Origin of the sequence: Streptomyces uncialis, from assembly GCF_001905345.1 — a bacterium.
Taxonomy (GTDB): Bacteria; Actinomycetota; Actinomycetes; order Streptomycetales; family Streptomycetaceae; genus Streptomyces; species Streptomyces uncialis.
Window position 1 is genome coordinate 475,749 of record NZ_LFBV01000010.1, and the last position, 17,754, is coordinate 493,502.

Sequence of the window (17,754 nt, forward strand, 5' to 3'; positions counted from 1 at the left end):
GACCGCGCCGGAACGCGGTCGCCGCCCTCGTGGCGGAGTCGGCGGAGGTCAGCCCTGCTTCGGCTGCTTGGCGGGCCGGTCGGCCACCATCACCAGACCGGCGATCACCAGGAACAGCACGATCGGGGTGACCACGAAGAGCCCCAGCGTCTCCACGACGCTCAGGCGGGGAGCCGGGTCGTCACCGTCGTCGCGGGTCAGCGCGAGCGCGGGGGACGACATGAGCAGCATCATCAGCGTCGTGCCGGAGGCCAGGGCGCCGGCGCGCAGGGCGTTCTTCTTCACGGTGCCAACGTAGCGAACGCCCGGACGCCACGCGCGCCCGGGGTCCCGTACACGCCGGAGCGGCCTCGTCAGTCACCCGTCACCGGGGGTCCCGCGCAGCACATCGGCCAGCGCGCGCAGCCGGGGCGAGGCCGCCAGGTCCTCCAGGGTGACCGGGCGTCCGTCCGCGCCTGCCAGCGGCAACCGCCAGTTCGGGTACTCGGCCCAGGTACCGGGGAGGTTCTGCGGACGGCGGTCCCCGACCGTGTCCGGCAGCCAGACACCCACGAGCCGGGCCGGGGTCCGCAGCAGGAACCGGTGCACCGCGCGGACCCGCTCCTGTTCGTCCCCGTCCCCGTACGAGTCGCCGCCCCCGTCCCCGCCGGGATCGGCGCCACCCCCGTCCGGTGCCAGCAGACCGAGCCGGGCGAAGAGCTCCAGCCATTCGGCCAGCTCCCCCTCGGCCGCGGCGCGTTCCTCGGCGAGCGGGCGGGCCAGCAGCCCCAGCGAGTGCCGCAGTCCGGTGTCGGCACCGGTGAGCCGGGCGGCGGTGGACGGCAGGTCGTGGGTGGTGGCGGTGGCCAGGCAGTCGGCGCGCCACGCGTCCGGCGGCAGCGGCCGGCCGGTGCCCGCCCAGTCGCGTTCGAACCACAGCACCGACGTGCCCAGCACCCCGCGTTCCCGCAGCGTCTCGCGGACGCCCGGCTCCACCGTGCCGAGGTCCTCCCCGATGACGAGGGCCCCGGCCCGGTCGGCCTCCAGGGCCAGCACGGCGAGCATCGCGTGGGCGTCGTAGCGGACGTACGTACCGTCGGCCGGGGGGCTGCCCTCGGGGACCCACCACAGCCGGAACAGGCCCATCACATGGTCGATGCGCAGGGCGCCCGCGTGCCGGAACAGCGCGCGCAGCAGCATCCGGTAGGACGCGTAGCCCTCGGCGGCGAGCCGGTCGGGGCGCCAGGGCGGCAGGCCCCAGTCCTGGCCCCGTTCGTTGAACGCGTCGGGGGGCGCGCCGACGGACATCCCGGCGGCGAAGCCGTCCGGCCGGGCCCAGGTGTCGGAGCCGTCGGGGTGGACGCCGACGGCGAGGTCGTGGACCAGGCCCACCGGCATGCCCGCGTCCCGCGCGGCCCGCTGCGCGGCGGCGAGCTGGCAGTCGGTCAGCCAGGCCGCCCGGCGGTGGAAGTCGTAGCGGTCCCGCAGTTCGCCACGGGCCCGCGCGGTCCCTGGTGAGCGGGGGTCGTCCAGCCCGGCGGGCCAGCCGGTCCGGTCGGGTCCGTACCGCTCCACCAGGGCGCACCACGTGGCGTGGTCCTCCAGCGCCCGCCCCTCACGTGCCAGGAACTCCCGGTACGCGGCGAGCCGTCCGGGGCCGAGCGGTACGTCCAGGACCAGTTCGAGCGCCGCGCGCTTGAGCTCCCATACGGCGTCCCGGTCGATCCGGGCGCCCCCGTCGAGCACCCCGGCGCGCAGCTTCGCGGCACGGGCGGCGAGTTCATCGGCGCGGCGGCGGGCGGCGGGGTCCAGGTACGCGTACTCGGGGACGTCCTCGATCCGCAGATGGACGGGGTCGGGGAACCGCCGGGACGCGGGCCGGTAGGGGGACGGGTCGGTGGGGGTACCGGGCACGGCCGCGTGCAGCGGGTTCACCTGGACGAATCCGGCGCCGAGCGAGCGGCCCGCCCAGGCGGCGAGTTCCCCGAGGTCGCCCAGGTCGCCCATGCCCCAGGAGCGCCGCGACAGCAGCGAGTAGAGCTGGACGAGGAACCCGTACGCGCGGGGGCCGGGGGCGGGGGCCCGCGCGGGGGCGAGGACGAGGTGCGCCCGCGCGGTGCGGCCGTCGGGGGTGGTCGCGGTCAGCGGGTGCACCCCGTACGGCAGTCCGGGGAGCGGCTCCGGGGCGGGGGCGCCCGCGGGAATCGTCCAGCTGATCGGGGCGTGGCCGCCGGGCGGCGGGGCGGGCGTGTGCGGTCCGCGTGGGGCGGCGTCCGCGTCCGGTTCCGGGACGACGTCCACCCGGGTGCCGGGCGGGAGGGCGGCCAGCGCCTCGGGGACACGGCCCGGCCACCAGACGAGCGTGGGCGGCAGCAGCCGCTCCCGCAGTTCCGTCTCGCGCCGGGCGAGGGCGTGCGCGACGGCGCCGGGGCCGTCGGCGTCCACCCCGAGCGCGGCGAGGGCCGCGCGGACCGCGCTCTCCGCCACGGTGACCGTACGGCCGGGGGACGGGGAGTACGAGGTGTCGACCGAGTACAGGGCGGCGAGCCGGGCAAGGGTCATCCGGTGCCTTTCGTTCGGATCGGGATGGATCTGGCGAGATCTCACCGAATGCGAACGAAATTACCTTGATCATGTCCGATCAGCGCGGAACGGACCCGAGCGCGCCGGGGGACCCGGTACCAGAACGCCTGATACCGGAACAGCCGGTCGGCCCCGCGGGTGCGGGGAACACAAGTGGATCAGGTCGTAGCCACCGCGCGCAGCCGGACCACCCCCGCACCTGCGGGGAACACCCGACTGAGGAGGACGGCGTGAACGCCGACGAGGGACCACCCCCGCGCCTGCGGGGAACACCCGCACGCGGTACCGGTTCAGTTGGGCATTCACGGACCACCCCCGCGCCTGCGGGGACCACCACCGCGCTCGGGATATCTGCGCCGCCCAGTGAGGACCACCCCCGCGCCTGCGGGGAACACCCACCGTCCGGTGACGTCCTGGCGCACGGCGGTGGGACCACCCCCGCGCCTGCGGGGACCACCTTCCCGACCTGGGGGTCTTTCAGGAAGTCGGGCCGTTTTCCTTCGGTCGCATCACACTCCCACACCGCTTGCGGCAACGGAACCTGGCCGAGCGACGGGGGGGGTACGGACGGGCGGGCGGCCCCGCTACGCCACCGAGGGGTCCTGGCCGTAGGCCGTCGTGGGGGTCGAGGGCTCGCTGGTGAGCGGGAGGGTTCCGGTGTAGGGGGACTCGCTGGTCAGGGGGACCGTGTCGGCGAGCGGGGGTTCGCTGGTCAGGGGCGCGGGCGCCGGGTACGGGGACAGGCCCTCGGGGGCCGCCGCACGGGCGGGACGGCGGCCGTCCCGCGTCACCCGCGCCCCGGTATCCCGGCTGTCGTCGTCGGGCGCGGGAGTCTGCCCCGGCAGCGCCGGGACGACCCGCAGCACCGGCTTGGAGCGGGCCTCGGTGGCCACGGCCGTGGGATCCGGCGTGCGCGGCCCGGACGGGCCCCCGCGGCCCGCGCGGGCTTCGGGGCGGGGGGCCAGGGCGGAAAGCAGAAGATGGGCCGATGCTGCCATGACGGTCTCCTTCGCGTACGTCGTGGGCCCGCCCGGTCCGCGCCGGTCGCCGCAGCACGAGGAGCCGTGATCCCGGCACACCTACCCAGAGCGAGCCGGTACAGACGTGGCCGATGAGGACCGTGTTCCCGGTCACATCGGGACACCGTCCGGGCGGCCGTCGAACAAACACGCTCCCGCCGACGTATGAGACCCCGGGCCGATGTGCCGTCAGCGCGCGCCGGACACCTCACAGTCCGGGCAATCGGGGCACAACGGCCAAGGACGTTGACACCTCCCCCGCCGAGTGGTGTGGTCGGTGACGCTTCGGGCGGCCGGGTCCCCTCGTCGCGACCGGCGCCGCCGACCGGCGGGCACGCCGTCGCGCCGACAGGGTGTGCGGCCCGGTGGCCTCGGGAAAGGGCGGACGCGGTGAGACTCAGGACAAAGGCGGGGGCCCTGGCCGTGGCCGTCATGGCGGGCGCCCTCGGCGGCGGCCCCAGCGCCTTCGGCCCGGTGGCGTCGAACGGTCCGACCGCCGCCGGACCCGCCGAGCAGTCCGGCGCGCCCGTCGGCGCCACGCCCGGCGGCGTCCCGCAGCAGACCGGCAACGCCCCCGGTGCGAGCGGCGCGACGGCCCCCGCGCCCGTACCCGGGGTCTCCGGCGCCTCCGCGCTGACGCCCGGCGAACGGGTGAAGGCCGGGCCGGTGCCCGACGTATGGCCGCGCCCGCAGTATCTGCGCCCCGGCAAGGCGTCCGCCCGGATCGGGGACGACGTGGTCCTCGTGACCGGTGACGGCACCGACGAGCGGGCCGTGGACACGCTGACCGGGATGCTCACCGACGCGGGCGCCCGGCGGGTGACCCGGACCGCCGCGGACGACCCACTGCCCGCCGCGCCCGCCTTGGTGGTGCGCCTCGGGCAGGACACCGGGGTCGGTCCGCTGGGCGGCGGCAGCTTCGAGGCGCGGCTGGACGCCACGCTGCGCGCTCTCGGCACGCCCGCGCGCGGCGACATGCCGTCCGGCGGCTACCGGCTCGCGGTCGGCCGGGACGGCGGCCGGGACACCGTGGTGCTCGCGGGGACCGGCGAGGACGGCCTGTTCCACGCCGCGCAGACACTGCGTCAGCTCGTCGAGGGACGCCGTATCGCCTCCGTCGCGGTCCGGGACTGGCCCGGTTCGGCCGTGCGCGGGATGACCGAGGGCTTCTACGGCACCCCGTGGACCCGGGAACAGCGTCTCGACCAGGTCGACTTCCTCAGCCGCACCAAGCAGAACCGCTATCTGTACGCGTCCGGGGACGACCTCTACCGTCAGGCGCGCTGGCGGGAGCCGTACCCGGCGGAGCAGCGCGCCATGTTCCGCGAGCTGGCCGACCGGGCGGAGCGCGGGCATGTCACCCTCGGCTGGGCGGTGGCTCCCGGGCAGGGCATGTGTCTGTCGTCCGACGCCGACGTCAAGGCGCTCACCCGCAAGATGGACGCCATGTGGGCGCTGGGCTTCCGCGCCTTCCAGCTCCAGTTCCAGGACGTCAGCTACAGCGAGTGGCACTGCGCCCGGGACGCCCGCGCGTTCGGCTCCGGGCCCGAGGCGGCGGCGCAGGCCCATGCCCGGGTCGCCAACACGGTCGCCGGGTACCTCGCCGACCGCTACCCCGGCTCGGCGCCGCTGTCGCTGATGCCGACGGAGTACTACCAGGACGGCGCGACCCCCTACCGCCGCGCGCTCGCCGCCGAACTGGACCGCTCCGCGCGGCCCGGCGGCAAGGTGGAGATCGTATGGACCGGGGTCGGGGTGGTGCCCCGCACCATCACGGGCCGGGAACTCTCCGGGGCGCGGGCCGCGTTCGGGCACCCGCTGGTCACCATGGACAACTACCCGGTGAACGACTTCGCCCGGGACCGGGTCTTCCTCGGCCCCTATCTGGGCCGGGAGCCGGCCGTCGCGGGCGGTTCGGCGGCGCTGCTCGGCAACGCGATGCAGCAGCCGGTGGCGTCCCGCATCCCGCTGTTCACGGCCGCCGACTTCGCGTGGAACCCCCGCGCGTATCGGCCGGGCGAGTCCTGGCGGGCGGCGATCGCGGCGGTCGCCGAGGGCGGTACGGAACGGACCCGGGCGGCCGTCACCGCGCTCGCCGCGCACGACGCGTCATCGGTGCTGGGGGCGGAGGAGTCCGCGTATCTGCGTCCGGTCATCGACGCGTACTGGCGGAGCCGGCCGGCCCCCGGCAAGGAACGCGACAAGGCCGAACGCGCCCTGCGTGACGCGTTCACGGAGCTGGCCCGGGTGCCCCGTGACCTCGCGGGCACCGAGCTGTACGGGGAGGTGCGGCCGTGGGCCGACCAGCTCGCCCGGTACGGCACCGCCGGGCTCACCGCGCTGGATCTGCTGGCCGCGCAGGACCGGGGCGACGGTCCGGCGGCCTGGGCGCTGGCCCGGGACCTCGACCGCGCGGCGGCGACCCGGAAGGCCGCGACGGTGACCGTCGGGGCGGGTGTCCTGGAGCCCTTCCTGAAGCGGGCCCGTACCTCCTTCGACCACTGGTCGGGGGTGGCCCGTGAGCCGGACCCGACGGGCTCCGGCGACGGCCGGACGGTGCCCTTCGACCGTCCGCGCGAGCTGCTGGCCGTGACCGTGCTCACCGAACCGGGCGTCTCCGGGACCGTCGAGGCGCTGGTGCCCGGGGCGGGCTGGCGGCGGCTGGGCGAGCTCGGTGGCGGTGGCTGGACGGAGCTGCGTGCGGATGCCCTCCGGGCCGAGGCGCTGCGGGTCTCCGGGCCGCAGCCGTCCCGGGTGCGGCATCTGGTCCCCTGGTACGCCGACACCCGCGCCACCGCGTTCGCGCTGGCCCGCGAGGAGGCCGATGTGGCGATCGGCGGTGATCCGGCGCGGGTCGCCGTGCGGCTCACCTCGCAGCGGCCCGCCGCGGTGCGCGGCAAAATCACCGTGCGGGCGCCCGAGGGCATCGAGGTCCGGGTGCCCAAGGAGACGACCGTTCCCCGCGGTACCCGGCTGGACGTGCCGCTGAGCGTGTCCGCGGCGAAGGACACCCCCTCCGGCACGTACGACGTGGCCGTGTCCTTCGGCGGCGAGACCCGGGTGCTGACCGTCCGGGCCTTCCCCCGTACGGCCGGTCCGGATCTCGCGGCCGGGGCGCGGGCCGGTTCCTCCGGGGACGAGACCCCGGACTTCCCGGCCGCCGCGGTGGTGGACGGGGACCCCGCGACGCGGTGGTCCTCGCCCGTGGAGGACGACGCGTGGTGGCAGATGGAGCTGGCCGAGCCGGTGCGGCTCGGGATGGTCTCGCTGCGGTGGGAGGTGCACGCGTCCCGGTACCGGGTGCAGGTGTCGTCCGACGGTCGTACGTGGCGTACCGCCGCGACCGTCGCGGACGGGCGGGGCGGGACGGAGTCCGTCCGGATGGACGCGCGGGATGTCCGGCACATCCGTGTCCAGATGGACCGCCGCGGGACGCGCTTCGGGTACTCCCTCTGGTCGGTCACGGCCCACGCGGTTCGTCCTTGAGGGTCACGGCGTCTGTCCGGCTGGGCGCACTTGTTCCCTGTGCGGGTCGCCTTCGCTTGCGCTTGTGAGGTCTGTCCGGCTGGGCGCGGTTGTTCCTGTGCCGTCGCTCGGTGGTTTTGCGCAGTTCCCCGCGCCCCTTTGGGGCGCGTTCTGTCGGTTCTTCGAGTCGGTGCCGGTCGGGATTCTCCGTCCTCGCTCCAACGCGCTCGGTACGGGCGTTCAGTGGCTGTAGTGGGGGCGTCGGAGTCTGCGGGCAGAGATTCCCGCCCACCCCCTCCCGCAGCCGAGCGACTGCACGAGGAGAGGAGTGCCCCCAAAGGGGCGCGGGGAACTGCGCGAGCAACCACGGGCCATCCGCAGCCGGAGGGGAACCGGAAGGGGCGCGGGGAACTGCGCAGCCACGAACGGCCTGGGCGGGAACAAGTACTCCCGGCACGGGAAACCTGGAAAGCGCAAGCGAAGGCGTCACGCCGAGACGCCGTCGATGCGGGCCATCACCGCGTCCGCGCCGTACGGCTGGAGGTAAGGGAGCCACCGCGGATCACGATGCCCCGTACCGATGATCCGCCACGCGAGCCCGCTCGGCGGCGCCGGCTGATGCCGCAGCCGCCACCCGATCTCCACCAGATGCCGGTCCGCCTTGACGTGATTGCAGCGACGGCACGACGCGACGACGTTGTCCCACGCATGCTGCCCCCCACGGCTGCGGGGGATCACATGGTCGACGCTGGTCGCGACCCCACCGCAGTACATGCACCGGCCGCCGTCCCGCGCGAAGAGGGCCCGCCGGGTCAAAGGAACGGGCCCCCGATAGGGGACCCGGACGAACCGCTTGAGGCGGACCACACTGGGCGCTGGCACCGTCACCGTCGCACTGTGCATGAAGGCGCCGGATTCCTCCAGGCAGACCGCCTTGTTCTCCAGGACGAGGACGAGCGCGCGGCGCAGCGGTACGACGCCCAGCGGCTCGTACGACGCGTTGAGGACCAGGACATGCGGCACGGATGCCTCCTTGTACGCCGGCGGCGCGTGGCTCGCGCCGGGACGATCTGATTCAGTCTCCCCTCTTGCCTGGTCGAAGCGCCACCACCTCCCGGTAACGGGGTGAGGGAGTTTTGCCCCGTACCCCCGCACCCGTCGCCCGAGCCGTCCGTTCCCGTGTGGCCGCACCCCTCGCCACCTGCCCGGGGTCCGGTCCCCGCGCGGCCCCGTGGCGGGCGCGCCGCCCGGTGTGGGGTCGGCCACAGCGGGGCCGGGGCCAGGGCTCGCTCCCGCCCAGGTGAAGCCTGCGGGCCACCCCCACCAAAGGCGCGATACGTGACGAAGCGGACATAGATCGGCCCGCACTGCCCCGTTAGTGTGGTGGGTCTGCCCGTTCCGTGCGCCTCGCGCTCGGCCCCGAGACGGGCGGGCCGCTACGCCTGGAGGTACCTGCCGTGTTCTTGTCCGTCCTGTCGGCCGCCGACACCGACCCGGGTCCCGTCACCCTGGAGGACGCGTCGGAGACGGCGACCAACGCGGCGAGCTGGGTCGAGCAGAACTGGTCCACCTGGCTGAGCATCGGCCTGCGGGTACTGCTGATCATCCTGATCGCGGTCGTCCTGCGGGTGGTCATCCGGCGCACGATCACCAAGCTGATAGACCGTATGAACCGCACCGTGCAGGCCGTGGACGGCACCGCGCTGGGCGGACTCCTCGTCAATGTGGAACGCCGCCGCCAGCGCTCGCAGGCGATCGGTTCGGTGCTCCGCTCGGTGGCGTCGTTCGTGATACTCGGCACCGGCGCGCTGATGATCCTCTCCACGTTCCAGATCAATCTGGCCCCGCTGCTGGCGTCGGCCGGTGTCGCGGGTGTCGCGATCGGCTTCGGCGCGCGCAACCTCGTCACGGACTTCCTGTCCGGTGTCTTCATGATCCTGGAAGACCAGTACGGGGTGGGGGACAGCATCGACGCGGGGGTGGCCTCCGGCGAGGTCATCGAGGTCGGGCTGCGGGTGACGAAGCTGCGCGGCGACAACGGCGAGATCTGGTACGTCCGCAACGGCGAGGTCAAGCGGGTGGGCAACCTCTCGCAGGGCTGGTCCACGGCCGGTGTCGACGTGACCGTACGGCCCAGCGAGGACCTGGACCGGGTCCGCGAGAAGCTCGCCGAGGTCGGTGCGCGGATGGCCAAGGACGAGCCGTGGAACGAGCAGTTGTGGGGCCCCATCGAGATCCTCGGCCTGGACAGCGTGCTGCTGGACCAAATGGTGATCCGTGTCACCGCGAAGGCGATGCCGGGCAAGTCGCTCGGGGTGGAGCGGGAGCTGCGCTGGCGGATCAAGCGGGCATTCGACGAGGCGGGCATCCGTATCGTCGGCGGGCTGCCCGTACCGCAGGAAGGCGAGGCCCCCGCCGACCCGACCGCGGGGGTCGCCGCCCCGTCCGCCTACGCGAACGCCGCCTCGCCGCAGTCGATGGCCGCCTCCCCGATACCGCCGCAGAACCTCACCAAGTGACCCGGGCGCTCAGCCGAGCGCGCCGATCACCCGCCCCAGGGCCTCCTGTTCGTCCTGGGGCAGCCACCGGCCCGCGTGCACCAGACCCAGCGCGGTGACCAGCCGGGCCCGGTCGTCCCGCGACCCGAGGTCCCCGAGGTGGGCGGGCAGGATCATCCCCAGCGCCTTGAGGTCCGCCCGCGCGCACAGCCGCGCCAGCAGTTCCCCGAGCCCGCTGTCCGTGTCCCGCGGCAAAGCCCCGCCGGTGGCCCGCAGCCCCTCCGCGACCGCGAACCGCATCCCCGTCGCGTACTCCCCCGGCGGCAGACCGTCCAGCCGCGCGGCGGCGCGTACGAACTGCTCACGCGCGAGGTCCGTCCGCCCCAGCTCCCGGTGGGCGCTGCCCAGGTTCAGATGCAGCGACGGATAGAAGCCCGTGACCCGTTCGTCGCCCACCCGGTCGGCCCGGTCGAGGCACTCCTGGTTCCAGCGGAGTACCCCTTCGGGGCTCGTCTGATGGCGGGCCAGGTAATGCGCGGCGACACATGCCTCGTAGTCGTCGGCCGCGAGGTCCCACGCCCGTTCGAACAGTTCCCTGGCGTCGTCGGCGCGCCCCTCGGTCTCGGCGCGCATCCCGTCGGCGCACAGCCGCACAGCCGCACCACCGCGTTCCCCGGGTTCATGACCCGTCCCCTTCCGAGGTCTCACGGACGGGCATCACCAGGGTCGTGAAACTGCCCTGGTCGGCGGAGCGGACCGCCACAGGGCCGGTCGCGGAGCGGATCTCCAGCAGGACGTCCGGCCCGACCCCCGCGTCGACCGCCGCCAGCAGCACCTCCGGATCGAACGAGATCCGCAGCGGCGGCCCGTCGCACAGCGCACGCGGTACGGGCCCGCCCGGCCCCGCGAGTCCCCCGTCACCGGCCGACAGGGTGACGACCGGCCCCGACGCCCCGGCGAGGGCGCTGCGCAGTTCCGTCCGGTCCACGACGACCCGGTTCCGCACCGCCCCCAGCCCGTCCAGCACCACCCGCCAGTCCGGGTACTCCCCCGGGTGAACGGTCACGGTCCGGACCCCGTCCGGGCCCCGCAACAGCACCCCGTCCGGCCCCGCCTCGACCCGTACCTCCGGCCACCGCACCGCCCACCGCGCCAGTTCCCCTGCGTGCTCCGCCCCGACCAGGAACCCGCGCGGGCCGCCCGTATCCGCGTCCGCCCGCAGCGTCCTGACCGCCAGCCGGTACCGGTCCGTCGCCACCAGCCGCACCTCCGGCCCGTCCACCTCCACAAGGACGCACCCCAGTACGGGGAACTCCTCCCGCACGGCCCCGCTCGCCGTGGCGGACACCACCTGCCGTACGGCGCTCGCGAACTCCGCCCCGCCGACACGCGCGGTGGCGACGCCCTCCGGCAGCTCCCGCAGCAACTCTCCCACGGCCTCACGAGCCGCCTCGGCCGTCTCCCGCATCCGCCGGGCATGCGCCTCCAGCAGCGCGCGGGCACCCGCCGGGTCCCCGTCGAGCACGGCCGTCACCTCGGCCAACGGCACCCCGGCCGCCCGCAACCGACGCACCCGTACGGCACGCTCCACCTGTCCCTCCGCGTAGAAGCGGTACCCCGTGTCCCCGTCCACCCGCGCGGGCCGCAGCACCCCGCAGTCGTCGTAGAACCGCAAGGCTCCCGCACTGAGCCCCACACGCCGCCCGAACACCCCGATACTCATCAGCTCATCCACACCCCCACAGTCCCCCTTCCACCAACCCGAAGGTCAACCCACACCAACGAAAGAAGGACCCACCCCGGCGGGCGAGCCCTTCTCCGATCACAGAACAAGACGCGGCGACGCCTCAGACATCAGCCCGCCGCGCAAGCCCGACCAACCCGGCCCACCCCTCGACGCCCACCATGAGCACGGGCCCGGCGGCCACCTTGCTGTCCCGAACAGGCACGACCCCGTGCACGGCCGCGTGGCCGGGGGCCCATTCCACGCACTGGCCACCTTCACCACTGCTGTAGCTGGACCTGACCCAACGTATGGCTGGAACCTGATGACTCATCTTGCGTACTCCTTAGCCCTGTCCCGTAGCAAGCTACGGGTCTTTTCCGGCGACAGTGCGTCTGCGCGAAGCCGCTCGAACCAAGCCGCCCCGCAAGCCACGACGGACGGGGAGTCGACCACGCGGCCCAGCCCCATCGCCTCCGTGTAGACAACGGGGCTCGACCCGTCCTGATCGAACACGAGCAACGTGAACGCGTCTGCGGCAGGTGGCGCACCAGAATCGAACGGCAGGACCTGAAGCGTCACATTGGCGTCTTCCGAATCCTTGACGAGGTGTTCAAGCTGCTGGTGCATCACTTCGCGTCCCCCGACCTCCCGCCACAAGCAAGCCTCGTCCAACACGACCCACAGTAGAGGCGGATCAGGCCGCTCCAACACCGCTCTGCGGGCCAACCGAGCGCCTACCTTCTCCCGGATCTGCGCATCCCCCGCACGGGGATGCGCAGCGCGAAACAGAGCCTCCGCGTACTCCGGTGTCTGAAGGGGACCCATCACCAGGATCGGCGAGAAGTCCTGCACTTGAGTGGCCTTCTCCTCAAGACGCACGTACGGGATGAACCACTCCGGATGCCCCTGTTCACCCACCCGGACGAGAAGGCGGGTGAACCATCCCGACGTGTTGAAGTAGGCATCGCACCGCTCCGCGAACAGCGGGGACGGGAGCTGTCTGCCGTTCTTCACCTTGGACACATACGGCTCCTTGTATCCGACGAACGACGCCAGCTGCCGCTGCGTGGCCCCCTTGTGCCGCAATGCTTCCGCTACCTCGCGCCCGAACCACTCAAGGCCGTTCGCAGGAGCTTCCATCCCTTCGCTCATGCGTTCAACTCCCTTGTTTTCCACATGGTTTGGAAACCGTTTTCCCCTTCCTAAGGGTACGCCGATCCGGTCACTCTGGGTGTCGATCCGAACACCGAAGAAGTCCCGCAAAGGCCATCACCATGCATCCGTTCACCCACGGCCATGAAGACTCAGCCACGACCGACAACGCGAATCCCCAGGTACGGAGCACCGCCTTCGAGGGTGCCGACCCGCCGGCGAGTCACGCGCTCACATGGCCGCCCTGCCGGTGCGGGCACACCAAGTGCCCCGACCGGCAGCCAGAAGAGTCCACCGACAGTCCCGCCCTTCACGAACTCCGCGCGCGGGTACGCGAGATCAACGGCCGGCGTCATGGGGCCGAACCCGGGCGGCCATGGTGAACACACGCCCCGAACCGGACCCGTTCGCCAGGACCCCGTACGAGAACAGCCCGACAGGGTGGTGGACGGAGTACGGGGGCGCGCAGGACCCCGAAACCGGGGTGGTGTACCTCCCACGCGGCGCGGACCCCCCGAAGTGCCCCTTCCTCTGCGACCTCTGCGACCGGCGAGAGGGCGACGGATGAAGGGCGCCCGCCGACTCCGTGGAAGGCACCCCCGTTGCCTTGAGCCTCTGGTCATCACCGAGGACATCCGGTGCCACGCGGAACACCTCGACCGCTATCACTCCCGGCTGGAGGAGGAAGTAACGAGCTGCGAACTGGCCGCACACCCACGCGGCGTCCCGTGTGCGGCGTACCTCCTGCACCAGGAGGACTCGCATGTCCAGGTATGGGCCCGATGGAACCCTGCGGGTGGCGCCGTCAGGGTGGAGAGGGCAGGCGCCTGCCCGTCCGAGCACGACGACGAACCATGCCTCCTGTTCGGTGCGCACCCGGGACCGTGCTCCTGGGCCGTCGAGAGCCCGTTCGATCTCAAGTTCTAGCCCACAGCCGCGCGGCAGCAGAGAGTGCCACGCTATCCGCCCGCAGCACCCCACGCGATCAGCACGTTCGCGCCTCACACAAAGATGAAGGGCACCGCGATGAGCACCCGTACGGGCCTGGACCTACGAGGCAACGACCTCTCCCAGCTCCGCGGCCTCAGCTCACTCCGCCAAGTGATCATCGACCGGGCCCAGACCCTCCAACTGGCCGAGGCCCTTACCGCAGAGCTGGACATCACCTACGGCGAAGAGCACGAAAGCACATGACCGTCCCCCGTCCCAGGCAGACAGCAAAGGGGCCCACCCCGGGGAGTGAGCCCCTTCTCCGATCACCGAACGGGACGCGGCAACGACTCAGACCCGCCGCGCAAGACAGACCAACCCGGCCCACCCCTCAATACTCACCATGAGCACGGGCCCGGCGGCCACCTTGCTGTCCCGAACAGGCACGACCCCGTGCACGGCCGCGTGGCCGGGGGCCCACTGGACGCAGTTGCCCCCGTTGGTGCTGTAGCTGGAGGCCATCCAGCCCGTAGGAGACGAGCTCGCAGCAGTCATCGCTTCAGTCCCTTCCTTTCCAAAGCTGTTTTCCTGATGGAGCGGGTCGTCAAGATCGCCGTCTGCCATCCAATGACAACGCCGCGCCGAAGATTTGCACCAAGCGGTGCACAGCGACCGGACGTTCCCTTGCGCAAGCGAGGGAACCGACCACCCTTCGCCGGTGAACTCGGCCTCCCAACGCCTCCACCGGCGCTCGGTGCCGTGGACGCGCACGGACCACACACTCAGCGCGACCGACACGATGCCCGGGGACAAACGCTCCCGTTCAAGGACACGGACGGCGGCATTCGCCGCTCCCGACAGACCTGGGACATCGCGATACCGCACCCAGGGTCCTCCCCAGCCACGCTCCCGTGCCCGAAGTGAAGCTGGTGCTCTACGAGGCACAGCCCCTTCGCATGCGAATCACGCGCGGCATCCTCCCACAGCCCAATGACCGCCCGACAGACCCTGACCCGCCACACCAGCCTCCCTCTTCGGGCACTCGCCCGGCTACGGGAGGGGGTGGGCGGGAATCTCTGCCCGCAGACTCCGACGCCACCAGTACAGCCACTGAACGTCCGTACCGAGCGCGTTGGAGCGAGGACGGAGAATCCCGACCGGCCCCGACCCGAAGAACAAGCAGATGGCGCCCCAAAGGGGCGCGGGGAACTGCGCAAAAGACGAGAACAGCCCCGCACCCGAAGAGCGACCGTAAGAGGGCAGCACCTCAGGGGCGCGAGGAACTGCGCACCCACCGAGCGACGGCACAGGCAACAAGTACGTCCAGCCGGACAGACCTACGAAGCGCAAGCGAAGGCGCACCGTAATGGCCAACGCGGGCCGAACCCTTGACGGCCCGGGGGCGCACGCCCTACTTTCCTGCATCAGACAGGAAAGTTTCCTAACAGTGGCCGCCCCCGACAGGGAAAGGCAGGTGAGAGTCCGCCATGACGACGGGTCCGACCGGCACCCCGGGCACCCCCCGCGTCCTCCGCGCGATGAACGACCGCGCGGCCCTGGACCTCCTCCTGGCCGAAGGCCCCCTGTCCCGTACCAGGATCGGGAAGCTCACCGGCCTCTCCAAGCCGACCGCGTCCCAGCTGCTGGCCCGCCTGGAGACGGCGGGACTGGTCCGCGCCACCGGCACCACGGAAGGCCGGCCGGGCCCCAACGCCCAGCTCTACGCGGTCGACCCGACCGCGGCCCACGCGGCGGGCCTGGACGTCAGGCCCGAGGGCATCCGCGCCGCCGTCGCGGACATCACCGGCCGCGTGGTCGGTGAGTCCACCCTGCGCACCCCGGGCCGCCACGCCACCCGACCCGTGGTGGACCTGGTCACGGAGGCGCTGGACGGCGCGCTGACGGCCGCCGGACTCGTCCGCGCGGACCTCCACCGCCTGGTGATCGGCACCCCGGGCGCGTTCGACCCGAACACCGGCCGGCTGCGCTACGCCTCGCATCTGCCGGGCTGGCACTCCCCCACCCTGCTCGACGACCTCGCCGCGGCCCTGCCGCTGCCGGTCGGGTACGAGAACGACGTGAACCTCGCGGCCGTCGCCGAACAGCGGCTCGGCGCGGCCCGCGGCCACGACGACTTCGTCCTGCTGTGGAACGAGGACGGGCTCGGCGCCGCCCTGGTCCTCGGCGGACGGCTGCACCGGGGCTGGACCGGCGGCGCGGGCGAGGTCGGGTTCCTGCCCGTGCCCGGCACCCCGCTGATGCGCCAGGTCACCCGGGTCAACAGCGGCGGCTACCAGGAACTCGCGGGCGCCCAGGTCGTCGGCAGACTTGCCCGGTCCCTCGGGATCACCCCGGTGCCCCAGGGCCCCCACCCCGAGGTCGCCGCGGCCCTGATCCGGCGCGCCGCCGAACACCTCGCGGACCCCGAGGTCTCCCGGCACACCGGCGGGCAGGGCGGTCCGTACCAGGAGCTGCTGCGTACGTACGCCACCGGGCTCGCGACCGGGCTGGCCTCGCTCGTCTCGGTGCTCGACCCCGAACTCATCGTGCTCAGCGGCACGGTGCTCGCGGCGGGCGGTGAGCCCCTGCGCGCACTGGTCCAGGCCGAGCTCGACGATCTGGCCGCGTCCCGGCCGAAGCTGGTCCTCGGCGAGGTCACCGGACACCCCGTACTGCGCGGCGCCCTGGAGAGCGCGCTCGCGGCCACCCGCGACGAGGTCTTCGACACCTCCCGCGCCCCCTAGACCAACCCGCACCACAAAGCAGTACTCGCACCGCCGTCCCACCGCACGACCACCCCCAGCACAACCCGCACAAGCCGCACAACCCGTACAACCCGCAAGGCCCAGCAAGGTTCAGCTCGACCCAGCTCAGCCCAGCAAGGCCGACCCCGCCCGGCCGGCAACCGCACCACAACACCCCCGCAAGGTCGGCCGGGCACCGGCACCGCCGTACGGAACGCGCACGCACCGCACCGCCCCGCACCGCCCGCACCACCCGTCCCGTACGGCGCACGCACCTCGTCCCGTTCGTCCCGACCCGCGCAAGGGAGACACCGTCATGCCCGGACTCCGCCGGAAGACAGCGACCGCGCTCGCCGTGACCACCTCGATAGCCCTGTTCGCCACGGCCTGTACGGGCCAGTCCGACACGGGCGCCGACGACGACGCGTCCCAGGACACCAGCATCACCTTCTGGCACGGCTGGACCGCGCCGTCCGAGGTGAAGGCGATCAAGGAGAACATCGGCCGCTTCGAGGACGCCCACCCGAACATCAAGGTGAAGGTCGTCGGCGGGATCAACGACGACAAGCTGAACCAGGCTTTGCGCGCGGGCGGTTCCAAGGGGCCCGATGTGGTGTCCTCGTTCACCACCGCGAACATCGGCAAGTTCTGCTCGTCGGGGGCCTTCACGGATCTCGCGCCGTTCATCGAGAAGGACAAGGTCGACCTGGAGAAGACCTTCTCGAAGGTGCTCCTGGAGTACACGCAGTTCGAGGGCAAGCGCTGCGCGCTGCCGCTGCTCTCGGACGCGTACGGCCTCTACTACAACAAGGACGAGTTCAAGAAGGCCGGGATCAAGGCGCCGCCCAGGACCTGGAGCGAGTTCCTCGCTGTCGCCAAGAAGCTGACGAAGACCAAGGGCGACAGTTACGAGACCCTGGGATTCATGCCGAACTACCACGGCTACGAGACGGTCGTCTCGCACTACATGTCGCAGTGGGACCACGCGTACTTCGACGCGAACGGCAAGTCCAACATCGCCAAGGACCCGTCTTTCGCCGAGATGTACACGTTCCAGAAGAAGATGGTCGACGAACTCGGCGGCTTCAAGAAGCTGGAGAAGTACCGCACCACCTTCGGCGACGAATGGGCGGCGGAGCACCCGTTCCATCTGGGCCAGGTCTCCATGCAGCTCGACGGTGAGTGGCGGCTCGGGATGGCCGAGGCGACCGATCCCGGCTTCGAGATCGGGGTGGCGCCGCTGCCCGTCGCGGACGACGAGGCGGCCGACTACGGCAAGGGCTATCTGTCGGGCACGATCATGGGCATCGCGCCGCAGAGCAAGAAGAAGAACGCGGCCTGGAAGCTGATGAAGTACATGACGACCGACACGGACGCGGTCGTGCAGTTCGCGAACGGGATCAAGAACGTCCCGTCCACCCTGGCCGCCCTGGACTCCCCGGATCTGAAGCTGGACCCGCGGTTCAAGACGTTCCTGGACATCGCCAAGCACCCCAAGTCGAACACCTCGCCCGGCGCGGTCGACGGGATCGGCTATCAGAACACGCTCCAGGACTTCGGCTACCAGTTCGAGGCCGGCAAGGTGAAGGACCTGAAGGCCGGTCTGGAGAAGACCGCGCGGCAGATCGACACGGACCTCGCGAAGGTCACCCGGTAAC

14 protein-coding genes are annotated in these 17,754 nt (G+C 72.3%); 5 read left to right on the forward strand and 9 right to left on the reverse strand.

Going from position 1 to position 17,754, the window contains the following annotated elements:
• Positions 1-48: 48 nt before the first annotated feature.
• The 3 genes from AB852_RS32315 to AB852_RS32325 form a co-directional block, all read right to left on the reverse strand.
• The gene (locus AB852_RS32315; protein ID WP_073794336.1) at positions 49-234 is read right to left on the reverse strand and encodes a hypothetical protein; all 186 of its coding nucleotides are present in this window, start codon (positions 232-234) and stop codon (positions 49-51) included.
• Positions 235-357: 123 nt separating this feature from the next.
• Positions 358-2,541, reverse strand: coding sequence for a 4-alpha-glucanotransferase (malQ, locus tag AB852_RS32320; protein WP_073793745.1), 2,184 nt, complete (start codon positions 2,539-2,541; stop codon positions 358-360).
• 605 nt (positions 2,542-3,146) lie between these two features.
• A complete protein-coding gene (locus AB852_RS32325) occupies positions 3,147-3,560 on the reverse strand; it encodes a hypothetical protein (protein ID WP_073793746.1) in 414 nt (137 codons plus the stop codon).
• A gap of 453 nt (positions 3,561-4,013) precedes the next feature.
• Between AB852_RS32325 and AB852_RS32330 the strand changes: the two genes are divergently transcribed.
• Positions 4,014-7,067 carry a glycoside hydrolase family 84 protein gene (locus tag AB852_RS32330; RefSeq protein ID WP_079185114.1) on the forward strand — a complete coding sequence of 1,018 codons (3,054 nt, stop codon included), beginning with the start codon at positions 4,014-4,016 and terminating at the stop codon, positions 7,065-7,067.
• A gap of 465 nt (positions 7,068-7,532) precedes the next feature.
• On the opposite strand, the gene AB852_RS32335 is transcribed toward AB852_RS32330, so the two are convergent.
• Positions 7,533-8,069, reverse strand: coding sequence for an HNH endonuclease (locus AB852_RS32335; RefSeq protein WP_073793747.1), 537 nt, complete (start codon positions 8,067-8,069; stop codon positions 7,533-7,535).
• Between the two features lie 434 nt (positions 8,070-8,503).
• Between AB852_RS32335 and AB852_RS32340 the strand changes: the two genes are divergently transcribed.
• Positions 8,504-9,565 carry a mechanosensitive ion channel family protein gene (locus AB852_RS32340; protein WP_073793748.1) on the forward strand — a complete coding sequence of 354 codons (1,062 nt, stop codon included), beginning with the start codon at positions 8,504-8,506 and terminating at the stop codon, positions 9,563-9,565.
• A gap of 9 nt (positions 9,566-9,574) precedes the next feature.
• Here the strand turns inward: AB852_RS32340 and AB852_RS32345 are convergent, their stop codons facing one another.
• The 4 genes from AB852_RS32345 to AB852_RS32360 all read right to left on the reverse strand — a co-directional run bounded on the left by AB852_RS32345 (position 9,575) and on the right by AB852_RS32360 (position 12,422).
• Positions 9,575-10,177 (reverse strand): hypothetical protein, encoded by a 603-nt coding sequence (locus AB852_RS32345; RefSeq protein ID WP_073794342.1) that lies wholly within the window; start codon positions 10,175-10,177, stop codon positions 9,575-9,577.
• A gap of 46 nt (positions 10,178-10,223) precedes the next feature.
• On the reverse strand, positions 10,224-11,267 hold the full coding sequence (locus AB852_RS32350) for a DNA polymerase III subunit beta family protein (protein WP_178391169.1): 1,044 nt from the start codon (positions 11,265-11,267) through the stop codon (positions 10,224-10,226).
• Between the two features lie 124 nt (positions 11,268-11,391).
• Positions 11,392-11,601 carry a DUF397 domain-containing protein gene (locus tag AB852_RS32355; RefSeq protein ID WP_073793749.1) on the reverse strand — a complete coding sequence of 70 codons (210 nt, stop codon included), beginning with the start codon at positions 11,599-11,601 and terminating at the stop codon, positions 11,392-11,394.
• Entirely contained in the window at positions 11,598-12,422 is an 825-nt protein-coding gene (locus AB852_RS32360; RefSeq protein WP_073793750.1) for a helix-turn-helix domain-containing protein, read from the reverse strand. Before AB852_RS32360 ends, AB852_RS32355 begins: the two co-directional genes overlap by 4 nt.
• Before the next feature lie 1,026 nt (positions 12,423-13,448).
• Here AB852_RS32360 and AB852_RS40085 point away from each other — a divergent pair.
• The gene (locus AB852_RS40085; protein WP_178391170.1) at positions 13,449-13,616 is read left to right on the forward strand and encodes a hypothetical protein; all 168 of its coding nucleotides are present in this window, start codon (positions 13,449-13,451) and stop codon (positions 13,614-13,616) included.
• Between the two features lie 87 nt (positions 13,617-13,703).
• On the opposite strand, the gene AB852_RS32370 is transcribed toward AB852_RS40085, so the two are convergent.
• On the reverse strand, positions 13,704-13,907 hold the full coding sequence (locus AB852_RS32370) for a DUF397 domain-containing protein (RefSeq protein ID WP_073793752.1): 204 nt from the start codon (positions 13,905-13,907) through the stop codon (positions 13,704-13,706).
• 932 nt (positions 13,908-14,839) lie between these two features.
• Between AB852_RS32370 and AB852_RS32375 the strand changes: the two genes are divergently transcribed.
• Both AB852_RS32375 and AB852_RS32380 read left to right on the forward strand, forming a co-directional pair.
• The gene (locus tag AB852_RS32375; protein WP_073793753.1) at positions 14,840-16,096 is read left to right on the forward strand and encodes an ROK family transcriptional regulator; all 1,257 of its coding nucleotides are present in this window, start codon (positions 14,840-14,842) and stop codon (positions 16,094-16,096) included.
• Between the two features lie 316 nt (positions 16,097-16,412).
• On the forward strand, positions 16,413-17,753 hold the full coding sequence (locus tag AB852_RS32380) for an ABC transporter substrate-binding protein (protein WP_073793754.1): 1,341 nt from the start codon (positions 16,413-16,415) through the stop codon (positions 17,751-17,753).
• The last annotated feature ends 1 nt before the right edge of the window (position 17,754 follow it).